The organism is Pseudomonas sp. SDO52101_S400 (assembly GCF_054071635.1).
In genome coordinates this window covers 23917-38421 of record NZ_JBSVWF010000038.1, presented here as the reverse complement: position 1 = coordinate 38421, position 14505 = coordinate 23917, and the positions used below count along the sequence as shown (strand labels likewise).

General features: G+C 60.2%; 14 protein-coding genes. 4 read left to right on the top strand and 10 right to left on the bottom strand.

From position 1 onward, the window contains the following. Positions 1 to 627: a hypothetical protein gene (locus tag ACW9HX_RS19270; protein WP_457381816.1), complete on the top strand. Its 627-nt coding sequence runs from the start codon at positions 1 to 3 to the stop codon at positions 625 to 627. A 435-nt stretch (positions 628 to 1062) separates the two neighbouring features. Here ACW9HX_RS19270 and ACW9HX_RS19265 read toward each other — a convergent pair whose 3' ends face one another. Both ACW9HX_RS19265 and ACW9HX_RS19260 read right to left on the bottom strand, forming a co-directional pair. Continuing rightward, entirely contained in the window at positions 1063 to 1410 is a 348-nt protein-coding gene (locus tag ACW9HX_RS19265) for a hypothetical protein (RefSeq protein ID WP_106111362.1), read from the bottom strand. 437 nt (positions 1411 to 1847) lie between these two features. Next, positions 1848 to 2564, bottom strand: coding sequence for a response regulator transcription factor (locus tag ACW9HX_RS19260; RefSeq protein WP_457381815.1), 717 nt, complete (start codon positions 2562 to 2564; stop codon positions 1848 to 1850). Positions 2565 to 2730: 166 nt separating this feature from the next. On the opposite strand from ACW9HX_RS19260, the gene ACW9HX_RS19255 reads away from it, so the two are divergent. Continuing rightward, positions 2731 to 4272, top strand: a complete 1542-nt coding sequence (locus tag ACW9HX_RS19255) for an ATP-binding protein (RefSeq protein ID WP_457381814.1) — start codon at positions 2731 to 2733, stop codon at positions 4270 to 4272. Positions 4273 to 4429: 157 nt separating this feature from the next. On the opposite strand, the gene ACW9HX_RS19250 is transcribed toward ACW9HX_RS19255, so the two are convergent. The 4 genes from ACW9HX_RS19250 to glyQ all read right to left on the bottom strand — a co-directional run bounded on the left by ACW9HX_RS19250 (position 4430) and on the right by glyQ (position 8841). Then, positions 4430 to 5209 (bottom strand): lysophospholipid acyltransferase family protein, encoded by a 780-nt coding sequence (locus ACW9HX_RS19250; RefSeq protein ID WP_457381813.1) that lies wholly within the window; start codon positions 5207 to 5209, stop codon positions 4430 to 4432. Between the two features lie 83 nt (positions 5210 to 5292). Next, a complete protein-coding gene (gmhB, locus tag ACW9HX_RS19245) occupies positions 5293 to 5832 on the bottom strand; it encodes a D-glycero-beta-D-manno-heptose 1,7-bisphosphate 7-phosphatase (protein ID WP_457381812.1) in 540 nt (179 codons plus the stop codon). A 4-nt stretch (positions 5833 to 5836) separates the two neighbouring features. Beyond that, entirely contained in the window at positions 5837 to 7891 is a 2055-nt protein-coding gene (gene glyS / locus ACW9HX_RS19240) for a glycine--tRNA ligase subunit beta (protein WP_457381811.1), read from the bottom strand. After that, entirely contained in the window at positions 7888 to 8841 is a 954-nt protein-coding gene (gene glyQ / locus ACW9HX_RS19235) for a glycine--tRNA ligase subunit alpha (RefSeq protein WP_003187265.1), read from the bottom strand. The genes glyS and glyQ overlap by 4 nt, the downstream gene beginning before the upstream one ends. An 81-nt stretch (positions 8842 to 8922) precedes the next feature. On the opposite strand from glyQ, the gene tag reads away from it, so the two are divergent. Both tag and ACW9HX_RS19225 read left to right on the top strand, forming a co-directional pair. Then, positions 8923 to 9480: a DNA-3-methyladenine glycosylase I gene (gene tag, locus ACW9HX_RS19230; protein WP_064592405.1), complete on the top strand. Its 558-nt coding sequence runs from the start codon at positions 8923 to 8925 to the stop codon at positions 9478 to 9480. 40 nt (positions 9481 to 9520) lie between these two features. Beyond that, positions 9521 to 10408, top strand: coding sequence for a lysophospholipid acyltransferase (locus ACW9HX_RS19225; RefSeq protein WP_085713088.1), 888 nt, complete (start codon positions 9521 to 9523; stop codon positions 10406 to 10408). Positions 10409 to 10458: 50 nt separating this feature from the next. On the opposite strand, the gene ACW9HX_RS19220 is transcribed toward ACW9HX_RS19225, so the two are convergent. The 4 genes from ACW9HX_RS19220 to fmt are packed head-to-tail and all read right to left on the bottom strand — an operon-like array spanning position 10459 to position 14459. Then, positions 10459 to 10773, bottom strand: a complete 315-nt coding sequence (locus ACW9HX_RS19220) for a tetratricopeptide repeat protein (RefSeq protein WP_457381810.1) — start codon at positions 10771 to 10773, stop codon at positions 10459 to 10461. A 20-nt stretch (positions 10774 to 10793) separates the two neighbouring features. Next, a complete protein-coding gene (trkA, locus tag ACW9HX_RS19215; protein ID WP_085713086.1) occupies positions 10794 to 12170 on the bottom strand; it encodes a Trk system potassium transporter TrkA in 1377 nt (458 codons plus the stop codon). A gap of 22 nt (positions 12171 to 12192) precedes the next feature. Continuing rightward, positions 12193 to 13503, bottom strand: a complete 1311-nt coding sequence (gene rsmB / locus ACW9HX_RS19210) for a 16S rRNA (cytosine(967)-C(5))-methyltransferase RsmB (protein WP_457381809.1) — start codon at positions 13501 to 13503, stop codon at positions 12193 to 12195. Beyond that, positions 13500 to 14459 (bottom strand): methionyl-tRNA formyltransferase, encoded by a 960-nt coding sequence (fmt, locus tag ACW9HX_RS19205; protein WP_457381808.1) that lies wholly within the window; start codon positions 14457 to 14459, stop codon positions 13500 to 13502. Before fmt ends, rsmB begins: the two co-directional genes overlap by 4 nt. Positions 14460 to 14505 lie beyond the last annotated feature (46 nt).

Here is a 14505-nt window from a genome sequence, read left to right as displayed (position 1 = left end):
TTGTACTTACTCGACAGCGACGTGGCCCGCAAAATCTGCCAATACCATCTGCTAAATGAGCTGGCTATGGCTCTGGGATGCGGGCTTGAAGGATTCGCTGTCCTCCCTCAGCTTCGATTCCAACTCAAGTTGGCCAACCCGGCTTCCGCTTTATCCAGATTGGGCTCGGTTGAAGCGTTTGAACTCGCCAACCAATTGATCGCCGCTGCATCGGAAGTAATCGTGGTAGCTGATACTGCGAATCCCATACTCGGCTTGAATCGACCTGATTTGGATTCTGGAGAAGCCGCGTTGTTTGCTGCGCTGCATGAAGCCGAAGAGGATTCAGTAATTAGTGGCGACAAGAGAGCATTCGTCGCTCTCGCCCAGGTTGACGGTGAGCCTGTGATCGATGCGCTTTGGGCCCGTATGATTTGCCTTGAGGAAGCGCTGTTTCTCATTTTGGAATGTGTGGGCCTCGCCGTTGTGTCGGAAAAAATCCGAGCGAGACCTGAGGTTGACACTGCATTGAGCATCATTTTTGGGCGGGCTGCGCCAAATGACTACGCATGCGTCAGAACGGGGCTCGAAAGCTATATGGAAAATCTCCGTTTCTCCACAGGTGGAAAGTACATTTCCCCCATATGACGATCGAGCGTGAGTTTTGGGAGACGTGGTTCTAGATTTTTTGAGCCAAGTAATCTTTCTGCGGCTAGCCCATTAGAATTGGATGAGCGAGCAGGAAGCTACCTGAACCAGTGATACGCTTACCGCTCAGCAATAGGAGTAGCGAATGGCTCGGTACCGTCAAAATCACGATCAGCACTCAGAGCAGGTAGCCTCCGCTAGGTCTTCGGTTGATCACAAGCGATACAGGTTGGTTGATCTGATGAAGCAATGTGATTTCGATTTACCTGAATCACCTGAAATCGTGCTTTGGCGTGACGCGCCCGCTGTCGGAGCGGAGGCCGTGCCGGAAGTGGGTCGAGGGTGACTGAGCCCTCTGACTGGCATGGCATCTAACCTCTCGGGAAACAATGACCAGTTGGCCCTGGGAGGTAGCGCTGGTCATTTCGTCATTACTCAGTTCAGGGGAAGCTTCTCGCGATCGAGGCCACCTGCCTTCTTCCACGCTTCAAAGCGATGGGTTGCTGCACCGAAGCTGATCTCCATTTCCGCACCAACGGCATACCGACTCTTTCCGGCGTCAAAAAGCCGGTAGCACACCTCAATACCACGATCGGTCAGCTTGCCGCTCTCGAACTTATTGGCGGGATTGCGAGGATCGAGCTCAGGGATATCGGAAGCATCGGGGACAGGCGCCAAGAGCGTTTTCAGGTTGGCAAATCCAGTCATCACGCGCTCTAAACCTGCGGTGATGTTATCGATGGCATCGCCAACTGCTTTTGGATCGTAATGGGTGGTGTTCATCTCGCTGTACTCTCTTTGTGTAGGCAGGTTACCTAAGGAGAGGTATTTATAGCCGGCCTCTGCACGAACCGCAAGAACTTTCTGTAGGCTACCTACAGAAAGAAAAAGGGGGAGATTGGGGCGACGGCAGCCACGAGTATCTGGAGGTTGACCCAGTCATTGCGCACAACTCTGATTGACAGAACAGCCTAGCAGGCGCCACGCGCCTCTCGCGGCATCACCTCCCGCGCCCTGTTTCACGTGCAACCAGTTATTGTGTGAAACATGTAGGCTTTTCTCATTTATTAAGTGAATTCCGGCCAGTGGACTCACCAAATAAATGATTCTCTACCAGCGTTTGCTGGAGGTCTTGAAGCAATTATTCTGTGAACCTACATCCCGGTCGGCGCAAAAAAAGGCCAACGCACAAGCGTTGGCCTTTTTTTATTGCCTGCGATTCACTCTCCAGCCGCCACACTCTCCAACCGATACCCATACCCATAAATCGTCAGCAACTGCCAACCCCGATCCGCCGTCAGCCCGAGCTTGTTGCGCAGGCGATAGATGTGGGTATCCAGCGGTCGTGACGAGGCCATCTCTTCATGGGGCCAGAACCGTTCGTATAGATAGTCCCGCGACAACGGCCGGCCCAGGTTGCTGAACAGGCAATGCGCGAGGCGATACTCGCGCTCAGTCATCATGATCGGTTTTCCCTCACGGGTAACGGTCAGTTCGGCGTCGTCGAACACCAGATCGTTGAAGCGCAGAACGTTGGCCACGGTCGGGCGCTGATGGCTGTGCCGGCGCAATACGGCGGTGACTCGAGCCTTCAACTCGTTAGGACGAAAAGGCTTGCTGACATAATCGTCGGCCCCGGCATTCAGTGCCTGGACGATATCGCTTTCGCCGTCACGGCTGGTCAACATGATTGCCGCCGGTGGCGCATCCATGTGCTCGCGGGTCCAGCGCAGCAGCGCCAGCCCGGTGAGGTCGGGCAGTTGCCAGTCGAGGATCAACAGGTCGAAGGTTTCCCGGCGCAATTGCCGCAGCAGGTCTTCTCCGCGTTCGAAACTGTGCAACGACCAGGGCTGTTCGCCGGCCTCGGCCATTTGTTGCAGGGTCTGCTCGACCCGACGCAGTTCGGCGGGTTCATCGTCCAGTATCGCAACGCGCATACGCGGGATTCCTTGTCGCTTGGGTAATAGGTGGTCGACACCGGCGGTTCGACCAAAGCAGTGAAAGTAAGCGGCACACCATGGGTCGAGCCGCTATGATTCTTCGGGTCTACGTCCTCAGACCTGTCGTCTATGAAACCATTCAACCCGCCCTGCCCTGTTTTCCATGATTAACCGACGCCGCCACGAAAGCCGTGTGCAAAGTCAGGTTCAACGCCTGTTTCGGCAACTGGTGCGCGAGTGGGTGTGGATAAGTCTAGTGCTGTTGCCGCTGACTGCATTGTTGTCGTGGCGTGCGCAGATCAATCTGCATGATCCGGCGCCTGTCAGCGGCGCAGTGCTGTCTGCTGCGCTGGTGGCCATCGTGCTGGGGTTATTGCTTTGGCGACCACGTCTGGCGCTCTGGCTCACACTGATCGGCATGGTCGGCGTGCTGCTGACCAGCGCCGGCCTGGCGGAAATTCAGCGTTGGTGGTCCCCTACGCCGGCAGTGCTGGGCATGCTGTTCGGTTATCTGATCTGGAACTGGCGACGTCTGAGTGTCGTGCTGACCTACTTCGGCTGGGAGTTGTCCCGGCTGGACGATGAACCAAAGGTGTTCCCCGAACGTCGCCGCACACAATTTGCCAGTGGCGACCGGTTGCAAGGACAGATTATGGCGCTTGAACAGGCCATGAGCCGCACGCGTGACACCCGCCGTTTCATCGCCGATGGCCTGGAGTACTTGCCGGTCGCGACCCTGATCAGTGATCCTAAAGGTCAGATCCTGTTGGGTAACCGCAAGGCGCGTGACTTGTTCGGCAGTGATCTGGTCGGTGATGAAGTCCTCGATCACTTGGCGGGTATTGGCTATCCGGATTTATCCACAGCGTTGCGCCCACTTTTGTCCGACCTACCTCTAGTGGAATTCCGGGACCACAAGGAACGCAGCCTGCGCCTGGAACGTGCCGCGTTGTTGCCGGTGGACGGTGACACTCCGATAGGTTGGCTGCTGAGTCTGACCGACCTGAGCGCCGAGCGCGCCGCCGAAGAGCAGCGCGGCGTGTTGTTGCGCTTTTTGTCCCATGACCTGCGAGCGCCACATTCAGCGATCCTCGCCCTGCTCGACGTCCACCGGCATCAGGCCGGGACGGATTCACCACTGTTCGAGCAGATTGAACGCCAGGTGCGTCGGGCGCTGGAGTTGACCGATGGTTTCGTTTTACTGGCCCGGGCCGAATCCGAGGCCTATCAGTTCCAGCCGAGTCTGTTTGCGATGCTGGTGATGGACGTCCTGGACCAGGCACTGCCCATTGTCCAGCAGAAGCGTATCGAGCTGCTGAACGATATGGATGAACAATCCCAGGAACGTCTGGTGCTGGCAGACCAGGGCCTGCTGACCCGGGCGCTGTTCAATCTGTTGGAAAACGCGATCAAGTACAGTCCGGACGGGTCCACGGTCCGGTTGCGCGTTCGCTGCCACGATGACTGGCTGCACTGTGAACTGAGCGATCAGGGCAAAGGCATTGCGGCTGAAGAACTGCCCGATCTGTTCACTCAATACCGGCGTTTTTCTTCGGCCAAAGGCATCGATGGCGTGGGATTGGGGCTGTCGATGGTCAAAGCCGTGGTGGATCACCACGGCGGGCGGATCGAATGCCTGAGTGTTATCGATCAGGGCACCACATTCCGCCTTGAGCTGCCGCTGATCGCCGAAGAGCAGGCATAAAAAAACCGGCTATATCAGCCGGTTTTCTTACTTCCGAAAAAAACTTATGCACCTTTTACGGTGTTTTATCAGTTTCAGAAATATATATAAAAATCAGTAACTTAATTGCTGTTTTCGGAATATTGCCAACAAACCGTGCACAGGTTATCCACAAAAATCAGACAGTCACTTGATCGCTGGCTGCCGGGGCTTGTGGTGCCGGTGGCAACGAGCCCATTTCCCGTTGAGCCTGCTCGTTCCATGCCTGCACCCGGTCATTCAGATCGGCGATTGCGCGGGGGCCGGAACCTTCGGCATACATCGGTTCACCGATGACAACGGTGATCACACCCTGCTTTTTACCCCAACCGATTTTCGGCCAGAACTTGCCGGCATTGTGTGCAATCGGCAGCACCGGAAGCGCCGCATTCACTGCCAATGCGCTGCCACTGCGGGAGAACTTGCCGATAGTGCCATGGGGAACACGAGTCCCTTCAGGGAAGATCAGCACCCAGACATTGTCCTTGAGCAGTTCATCACCCTTGGCCGCTACTTGCTTGAGCGCAGCTTTCGGGTTGTCGCGGTCAATCGCGATCGGCCGCAGCATGGCCATCGCCCAGCCAAAGAACGGCACGTACAGCAATTCACGCTTGAGCACCTGGCTCAAGGGCGAGAAATAAGCGGAGAGAAAGAACGTCTCCCAGGTGCTCTGGTGGTTCGATTGAATCACGCAGGGCCGGTCAGGCACGTTTTCCGCGCCTTTGACTTCGTAACGGATACCGAGGAACACCTTGGTCAACCACAAGGCGCAACGGCACCAGTACACGTTGATAAAACGATAACGCGCCTTGAATGGCAGAAAGGGCGCGATAAAAAAACTCAAGCTGCACCACAGCAGGGAGGTGGTGCCCAGCAGCAGGTAAAAGAGAAAAATTCTGATGGCCCGCAGTATCGACATAGTGACGTTTACCGTTACGGGGCGATGCCCGACTGTTCAAGCGCACTCCCGATCAATCCCTGGTCAGGAACTTCAGAAGTACTCTAGTTGTGGATAAGTTCCGCGGCAATCGCCGCCAGATCGTCAAAAATCAGGGTGCCGACCGGCAAGGTCTTGGCCTGAGTCTTTTCGCCTTTCCCGGTCTTTACCAAAACGGGCTGTGAATCGACGGCTTTGGCGGCCTCCAGGTCACCAAGGCTGTCGCCGACGAACCAGACATTCGTCAGCGCCACGTTGTAATGCTGCGCGATGGTTTTCAACATCCCCGGTTTCGGCTTGCGACAGTCGCAACCCTCGTCCGGCCCATGCGGGCAATACACGATCAGCCCGATTTCACCGCCCTGCTCCGCCACCAGCGTGCGCAGGCGCGCATGCATGGCATCGAGAGTGGCGAGGTCGTAGTAGCCGCGAGCAATGCCCGACTGGTTGGTGGCGACCGCCACCGTCCAGCCGGCCTTGCTCAACTGCGCAATCGCTTCGATCGAGCCGGGCAGCGGAATCCACTCCTCCACCGACTTGATGTAAGCGTCGGAGTCGTAATTGATCACTCCGTCCCGATCGAGAATCAGCAGTTTCAACAGCAATCCCTCAACCCAGCAGCGAAATGTCGGCAACGCCCAGGAACAGGCCACGCAGACGCGCCAGCAGCGCGTAGCGGTTGGCCCGCACATTGGCGTCTTCGGCATTCACCATCACCGCGTCGAAGAACGCGTCTACCGGTTCGCGCAGTGCAGCCAGGCGTGCCAGCGATTCGTTGTACTGACGTGCCGCGGCCATTGGTTGTACAGCCTGGTCAGCCTGCTGGATAGCCGAGTACAGCGAGAACTCGTTGGCGTTGTCGAAGTACTTGGCCTGAACGTCGGTTGGCACGGAGCCTTCCACTTTGCTCAGCAGGTTCGACACACGCTTGTTCACTGCCGCCAGCGCCGCCGCTTCCGGCAGTTTGCGGAAGGCCTGAACCGCTTGCACACGCTGGTCGAAGTCCAGCGCTGAACCCGGCTTCAGGGCACGTACCGACAGGTAAGTGGCAACATCCACGCCTTCGTCTTCGTAACGGGCACGCAGACGGTCGAAGATGAACTCCAGCACCGCGTCGTTCAGGCCGGCAGCCTTGACCTTGGCACCGAACGCATTCACGGCGAACGCCACGGCGTCGTTCAGGTCCAGATCCAGTTGTTTCTCGATCAGGATCCGTAGCACGCCCAGTGCCGCACGGCGCAGGGCATACGGGTCTTTGCTGCCGGTCGGCAGCATGCCGATGCCGAAGATGCCGACCAGGGTGTCGAGCTTGTCGGCGATGGCCACGGCCGCACCGGTCAGGGTGGCAGGCAGTTCAGCGCCGGCACCGCGTGGCATGTACTGCTCGTTCAGCGCCAGGGCGACATCTTCCGGCTCGCCGTCATTGAGGGCGTAGTAGTAACCGGCGACACCTTGCATCTCCGGGAACTCGCCGACCATTTCGGTGGCCAGGTCGCACTTGGACAGCAGGCCTGCGCGGGCAGCCCACGAAGCGTTGCCGCCGATGCGTGCTGCGATGTACGCGGCCAGTTTCGATACACGCTCGGCCTTGTCGTAGACGCTGCCGAGTTTTTCCTGGAACACCACGTTCTGCAGGCGATCGTTGAACGCTTCGAGCTTCTGCTTCTTGTCTTGCTTGAAGAAGAACTCGGCATCGGTCAGGCGTGGACGCACCACCTTCTCGTTACCGGCGACGATCTGCTGCGGGTCTTTGGATTCGATGTTGGCCACGGTGATGAAACGTGGCAGCAACTTGCCGTCGGCATCCAGCAGGCAGAAGTACTTCTGGTTGTCCTGCATGGTGGTGATCAGCGCTTCCTGCGGCACGTCGAGGAAACGTTCCTCGAACGAGCACACCAGCGGCACCGGCCATTCGACCAGCGCGGTCACTTCGTCGAGCAGCGCCGGCGGCACGATTGCGGTGCCTTCCTGACGGGTCGCCAGCTCTTCGGTGCGCTTGCTGATGATTTCGCGACGCTCGTTGGCGTCGGCCAGTACGTAAGCGGCACGCAGGTCGGCCAGATAGCTCGACGGCGAACCGATGCGCACGCTTTCCGGGTGGTGGAAACGATGGCCACGGGATTCACGGCCAGCCTTCTGCGCGAGGATCGTGCAGTCGATGACCTGGTCGCCGAGCAGCATGACCAACCACTGGGTCGGACGTACGAACTCTTCCTTGCGCGCACCCCAACGCATGCGTTTCGGGATCGGCAGGTCGTTCAGCGAGTCTTCGACGATGGTCGGCAGCAGGCTGGCGGTCGGCTTGCCGGCGATGTTCTGGCTGTAGCGCAGTTTCGGACCGCTCTGGTCGATTTCGCTCAGCTCGACGCCGCACTTCTTGGCGAAGCCCAGTGCTGCTTGAGTCGGGTTGCCTTCGGCATCGAACGCGGCCTGACGTGGCGGGCCGTCGAGGTTGATGCTGCGATCCGGCTGCTGGGTGGCCAGCGCGGTGATCAGCACGGCCAGACGACGCGGCGCGGCGTAGACGGTTTTGGTCTCGTAGTTCAGGCCGGCAGCCTGCAGGCCCTTGTCGATACCGGCGAGGAACGCTTCGGCCAGGGTGTTCAGGGCTTTGGGTGGCAGTTCTTCGGTGCCCAGTTCAACCAGAAAATCTTGAGCACTCATTGTGCAGCCTCCAGCTTGGCCAGTACTTCGTCACGCAGGTCCGGGGTTGCCATCGGGAAGCCCAGCTTGGCGCGAGCCAGCAGGTAGGCTTGGGCGACGGAACGCGCCAGGGTGCGAACGCGCAGAATGTATTGCTGACGCGCAGTCACCGAGATCGCCCGGCGTGCATCCAGCAGGTTGAAGGTGTGCGAGGCCTTCAGGACCATTTCATAGCTCGGCAACGGCAGCGGCTGGTCGAGTTCGATCAGGCGCTTGGCTTCGCTTTCATAGAAGTCGAACAGTTCGAACAGCTTGTCGACGTTGGCGTGTTCGAAGTTGTAGGTGGACTGCTCCACTTCGTTCTGGTGGAACACGTCGCCGTAGGTCACTTTGCCGAACGGACCGTCAGCCCAGACCAGGTCGTAGACCGAGTCCACGCCCTGCAGGTACATGGCCAGACGCTCGAGACCGTAGGTGATCTCGCCGGTCACCGGGTAGCACTCGATGCCGCCCGCCTGCTGGAAGTAAGTGAACTGGGTCACTTCCATGCCGTTGAGCCAGACTTCCCAGCCCAGACCCCAGGCGCCGAGGGTCGGCGATTCCCAGTTGTCTTCGACGAAGCGGATGTCGTGGACCAGCGGGTCCAGGCCGACATGCTTGAGGGAGCCCAGGTACAGTTCCTGAAAGTTGTCCGGGTTCGGCTTCAGGACTACCTGGAACTGGTAGTAGTGCTGCAGACGGTTCGGGTTTTCGCCGTAACGGCCGTCAGTCGGACGGCGGCTTGGCTGTACGTAAGCGGCGTTCCAGGTTTCCGGGCCGATGGCACGCAGGAATGTCGCGGTGTGGAAAGTGCCGGCGCCTACTTCCATATCGTAGGGCTGAAGTACCACACAACCTTGCTCGGCCCAGTATTGCTGGAGCGCGAGGATCAAGTCTTGGAAGGTACGCACGGCTGGCGTAGGCTGGCTCACGAAATTCACCTGTTTCTTGGGCTGCGATTTAAAGAGCGGGAGTATACCCGATTCAGTCGCACCTCCACCCCCTGGAGCCTTATGCCACGCTGCTTTTGGTGCAACGAAGATCCGCTGTACATGGCTTACCACGATCAGGAGTGGGGCACGCCGCTACGCGATGCGCAGGGATTGTTCGAGTTGCTTTTGCTCGAAGGGTTCCAGGCCGGGCTTTCGTGGATCACCGTGCTGCGCAAACGCGAGCGATATCGCGAGGTGCTGTTCGGCTTCGACGTACAGCGCGTGGCGCAGATGAGCGACGCTGAAATCGACGAATTGATGCTCGATCCGGGGATCATCCGCAACCGCCTCAAGCTCAATGCCGCCCGACGCAACGCCCAGGCCTGGCTGGCGCTGGAAGATCCGGTGGCCTTCCTCTGGTCGTTTGTGGATAACCGGCCGGTGATCAATCATTTCAAGGATCGCAGCGAAGTCCCGGCCATCACTCCACAAGCCGTGGCCATGAGCAAAGGTCTGAAAAAGGCCGGTTTCACTTTCGTCGGCCCGACCATTTGCTACGCATTGATGCAGGCCTCGGGCATGGTCATGGACCACACTCAGGACTGCGACCGCTACGCGCAGCTCGTCAACGGCGGTTAGAATGGCCGCCTCGCGCACAGCACAAGATCAGGAGTGACCTGTGGAAAAGTTTAAAGGCGCCATGCTGGTTGGCGCTCTGCGGCTGTTTGCCTTGCTTCCGTGGCGGGCCGTGCAGGCCGTGGGTTCGGCGATTGGCTGGATCATGTGGAAAACCCCCAACCGTTCCCGCGATGTGGTGCGGATCAACCTGGCCAAATGTTTTCCACAGATGGACCCGGCCGAACGTGAACGTCTTGTGGGCCAGAGCCTGAAAGACATCGGCAAGTCCCTGACCGAAAGCGCCTGCGCCTGGATCTGGCCGGCCCAGCGTTCCATTGACCTGGTGCGCGAAGTCGAAGGCCTCGACATCCTCAAGGATGCGCTGGCCTCGGGCAAAGGCGTGGTCGGCATCACCAGCCACCTGGGCAACTGGGAAGTGCTCAACCACTTCTATTGCAGCCAGTGCAAACCGATCATTTTCTACCGCCCGCCCAAGCTCAAGGCTGTGGATGAATTGCTGCGCAAGCAACGGGTGCAATTGGGCAACCGCGTAGCGGCGTCGACCAAGGAAGGCATCCTCAGTGTCATCAAGGAAGTGCGTAAGGGTGGTCAGGTGGGGATCCCCGCAGACCCGGAACCGGCCGAATCCGCCGGGATCTTCGTGCCGTTCTTCGCGACTCAGGCCCTGACCAGCAAGTTTGTGCCGAACATGCTCGCCGGTGGCAAGGCCGTCGGGGTGTTCCTGCATGCGCTGCGCCTGCCGGACGGCTCCGGTTATAAGGTGATCCTGGAAGCCGCACCGGAAGCGATGTACAGCACCGACACCGAAACCTCCTGCGCAGCGATGAGTCAGGTGGTCGAGCGTTATGTGGCGGCCTATCCGAGCCAGTACATGTGGAGCATGAAGCGCTTCAAGAAGCGTCCGCCGGGCGAAGCGCGCTGGTACTGATCCGCGAACTCATCTGTGGATAACCTGACAGACAAGGTTATCCACAGTCGTCACGGCTTCTGCCGTTCGAGCTTCTTCAAAAACACCGTCATTTCCTTCTCCGCCTGCTTGTCGCCATGGGCCCGGGCCGCTTCCAGACCTTGCTCCCATGCCTGCCGCGCAGCAGTCAGATCACCCAGCGCCAACTGCGCCTTTCCCAACAATTTCCACGCTGCCGAATACTTCGGATCGAAGCCGACGCAACGCTGGAAATGCTCGGCCGCCTTCGCGTTCTCACCCAAATCCAGATAACCCTTGCCCAGACCGAAGCGCAGCAACGAGTTATCCACACCCTTGGCGAGCATTTTTTCCAGGGATTCGATCATCGGTCTCGCCTCTTGGTCGCTCAGAAGAAGCTCAGTCCCACGTGGAACAGCTTCTCCACGTCGCGAATGTGCTTTTTATCCACAAGGAACAGAATCACGTGGTCGCCGGCGGCGATCACCGTGTCGTCGTGGGCGATGATCACTTCTTCATCGCGGATGATCGCGCCGATGGTGGTGCCCGGCGGCAGGGCGATGTTTTCGATGGCCTTGCCGATGACCTTGCTCGACTTCGAGTCGCCATGGGCAACAGCCTCGATGGCTTCGGCCGCGCCCCGGCGCAACGAGTGCACGCTGACGATATCGCCGCGCCGCACGTGGGCCAGCAAGGTGCCGATGGTCGCCAGTTGCGGGCTGATGGCGATGTCGATGTCGCCGCCCTGGATCAGGTCGACGTAGGCCGGGTTGTTGATGATCGTCATCACCTTCTTCGCGCCCAGGCGCTTGGCCAGCAGCGACGACATGATGTTGGCTTCGTCATCGTTGGTCAGCGCGAGGAAGATGTCCGCGTCGGCGATGTTCTCTTCCAGCAACAGGTCGCGATCCGACGCGCTGCCCTGCAGCACCACGGTGCTGTCGAGGGTATCGGAGAGGTATCGGCAGCGCGCCGGGTTCATCTCGATGATCTTCACCTGGTAGCGGCTTTCGATGGCCTCGGCCAGCCGCTCGCCGATCTGCCCGCCGCCGGCGATGACGATGCGCTTGTAGGTTTCGTCGAGACGGCGCATTTCGCTCATCACGGCGCGAATGTTCTCACGGGCGGCGATGAAGAAGACTTCGTCGTCGGCCTCGATCACCGTGTCGCCCTGAGGAAGAATCGGTCGGTCACGGCGGAAAATCGCCGCTACCCGCGTTTCCACATTCGGCATGTGCTCGCGCAACTGGCGCAGTTGCTGGCCTACCAGCGGCCCGCCGTAATAGGCGCGCACCGCTACCAGTTGCGCCTGGCCCTCGGCGAAGTCGATCACCTGCAAGGCGCCCGGATGCTGGATCAGGCGCTTGATGTAGTTGGTGACCACTTGCTCGGGGCTGATCAGCACGTCGACCGGGATCGCTTCGTTCTGGAACAGTTGTTCTTCGCGAGTCAGGTACGACGCTTCGCGTACCCGGGCGATCTTGGTCGGGGTATGGAACAGGGTGTGGGCGACCTGACAGGCGACCATGTTGGTTTCGTCGCTGTTGGTCACCGCCACCAGCATGTCGGCATCGTCGGCACCGGCCTGACGCAGCACGGTCGGCAGCGAGCCACGACCCTGCACGGTACGGATATCGAGACGGTCGCCGAGGTCGCGCAGGCGATCGCCATCGGTGTCGACCACGGTGATGTCGTTGGCTTCGCTGGCCAGATGTTCAGCCAGCGAACCGCCGACCTGTCCCGCACCGAGGATGATGATTTTCAACCCGTCACTCCATTGAATCCGTTTAGCCGCGCGCGGCAGCGATCTTGATCAGCTTGGCGTAGTAGAACCCGTCATGCCCACCCTGCTGGGCCAGCAATTGGCGACCATGGGGCTGCTTGATCCCGGCTTGCGTGGCCAGATCCAGTTCCCGGGCGCCCGGTGTACGCTCAAGGAATGCGCCGATGACTTCGGTGTTCTCGGTCGGCAAGGTCGAGCAGGTGGCGTACAGCAGAATGCCGCCCACTTCGAGGGTTTTCCACATCGCGTCGAGCAACTCGCCTTGCAGTTGCGCGAGGGCGGCGATGTCGTCGGCCTGACGGGTCAGCTTGATGTCCGGATGACGGCGAATTACGCCAGTGGCCGAGCACGGCGCGTCGAGCAGGATGCGCTGGAACGGTTTGCCGTCCCACCACGCTGCCGTGTCGCGACCGTCGGCGGCGATCAGTTCGGCGTTCAGGCCGAGACGTTCGAGGTTTTCCTTCACCCGCACCAAGCGCTTGGCTTCCAGATCCACCGCCACCACGCCGGCCAGCGCCGGTTCGGCTTCGAGGATATGGCAGGTCTTGCCGCCCGGCGCGCAGCAAGCATCCAGCACCCGTTGGCCCGGCGCGAGGTCGAGCAGGTCGGCGGCCAGTTGCGCGGCTTCGTCCTGCACGCTGATCCAGCCCTCGGCGAAACCCGGCAGGCTGCGCACGTCGGCGGCGGCGTCGAGGATGATGCCGTCGCGGCTGAAGGTGCACGGCTGCGCGGCGATGCCCGCTTCAGTCAGCAGACCGAGGTAGGCGTCACGGCTGTGATGGCGGCGGTTGACCCGCAGGATCATTGGCGGATGCGCATTGTTGGCTTCGCAGATGGCTTCCCACTGTTCAGGCCAGAAGGCTTTCAGGGATTTTTGCAGCCAGCGCGGGTGGGCGGTGCGCACCACCGGATCGCGCTCCAGTTCGGCGAAGATCGCCACACTTTCGCGTTGGGCATTGCGCAGCACAGCGTTGAGCAGAGCTTTGGCCCACGGTTTTTTCAGCTTGTCGGCGCAACCCACGGTTTCCCCGATGGCGGCGTGGGCCGGGACGCGGGTGTAGAGCAGTTGATAGAGACCGACCAGCAGCAGCGCCTCGACATCAGCATCGGCGGCCTTGAACGGTTTCTGCAGCAGCTTTTCCGCCAGTGCCGACAGCCGTGGCTGCCAACGGGCGGTGCCGAATGCCAGATCCTGAGTGAAACCGCGATCGCGATCCTCGACCTTGTCCAGTTGCGTCGGCAGGGAGCTGTTGAGCGAAGCCTTGCCGCTCAGGACGGCGGCGAGTGCCTTGGCGGCGGCCAGACGCGGGTTCATTGCGCGTCCACCGCTGCACCCAGTACGGTGCCGGTGGCGAATTTCTCACGACGGCTGTTGAACAGATCGCTGAAGTTCAGCGCCTTGCCGCCAGGCAATTGCAGCCGGGTCAGGCACAGCGCCTGTTCGCCACAGGCGACGAGCAGGCCGTCCTTGCTGGCGCCGAGGATGGTGCCCGGTGCGCCTTTGCCTTCGGCAAGCGATGCCGCCAGTACTTTCAGGGCTTCGCCGTTGAGCGTGCTGTGGGTGATCGGCCATGGATTGAAGGCGCGGACCAGACGTTCCAGCTCGACGGCCGGACGGCTCCAGTCGATGCGCGCCTCGTCCTTGTTCAGTTTGTGCGCGTAGGTGGCGAGGTCATCGTTCTGCACTTCGCCTTCCAGGGTGCCGGCGGCCAGACCGGCAATCGCTTGCACGACGGCTGGCGGGCCCATTTCGGCGAGACGGTCGTGGAGGCTGCCGCCGGTATCTTCGGCGCTGATCGGGGTGACGACCTTGAGCAGCATCGGCCCGGTATCGAGGCCCGCTTCCATGCGCATCACGGTCACGCCGCTTTCGGCGTCGCCCGCTTCCACGGCGCGCTGGATCGGCGCCGCCCCGCGCCAGCGCGGCAGCAACGAGGCGTGGCTGTTGATGCAGCCCAGGCGCGGAATATCCAGCACCGCTTGCGGCAGGATCAGGCCATAGGCGACCACCACCATCAAATCCGGTTTCAGCGCCGCGAGCTCGGCCTGAGCGTCGGCGTTGCGCAGGGTCGGTGGCTGCAACACCTGGATATTGTTTTCCAGGGCGAGCTGTTTGACCGGGCTCGGCATCAGTTTTTGCCCGCGACCGGCCGGACGATCCGGTTGGGTGTAGACCGCGACGATCTCGTAAGGGCTGTCCAGCAGGGCCTTGAGGTGTTCGGCGGCGAATTCCGGGGTGCCGGCAAAAACGATGCGCAGTGGCTCAGTCATGGGGGAGTCTCATAAAAAGAAAAAGGCTTGCCGCAGCAAGCCTTTG

Bases quoted from the DNA above. Each gene is read 5' to 3' on its own strand.
- rsmB (WP_457381809.1), bottom strand. From the start codon at position 13,503: ATGAACCCGCGTCTGGCCGCCGCCAAGGCACTCGCCGCCGTCCTGAGC.
- tag (WP_064592405.1), top strand. From the start codon at position 8,923: ATGCCACGCTGCTTTTGGTGCAACGAAGATCCGCTGTACATGGCTTAC.
- fmt (WP_457381808.1), bottom strand. From the start codon at position 14,459: ATGACTGAGCCACTGCGCATCGTTTTTGCCGGCACCCCGGAATTCGCC.
- ACW9HX_RS19265 (WP_106111362.1), bottom strand. From the start codon at position 1,410: ATGAACACCACCCATTACGATCCAAAAGCAGTTGGCGATGCCATCGAT.
- ACW9HX_RS19250 (WP_457381813.1), bottom strand. From the start codon at position 5,209: ATGTCGATACTGCGGGCCATCAGAATTTTTCTCTTTTACCTGCTGCTG.
- ACW9HX_RS19255 (WP_457381814.1), top strand. From the start codon at position 2,731: ATGATTAACCGACGCCGCCACGAAAGCCGTGTGCAAAGTCAGGTTCAA.
- ACW9HX_RS19260 (WP_457381815.1), bottom strand. From the start codon at position 2,564: ATGCGCGTTGCGATACTGGACGATGAACCCGCCGAACTGCGTCGGGTC.
- glyS (WP_457381811.1), bottom strand. From the start codon at position 7,891: ATGAGTGCTCAAGATTTTCTGGTTGAACTGGGCACCGAAGAACTGCCA.
- ACW9HX_RS19220 (WP_457381810.1), bottom strand. From the start codon at position 10,773: ATGATCGAATCCCTGGAAAAAATGCTCGCCAAGGGTGTGGATAACTCG.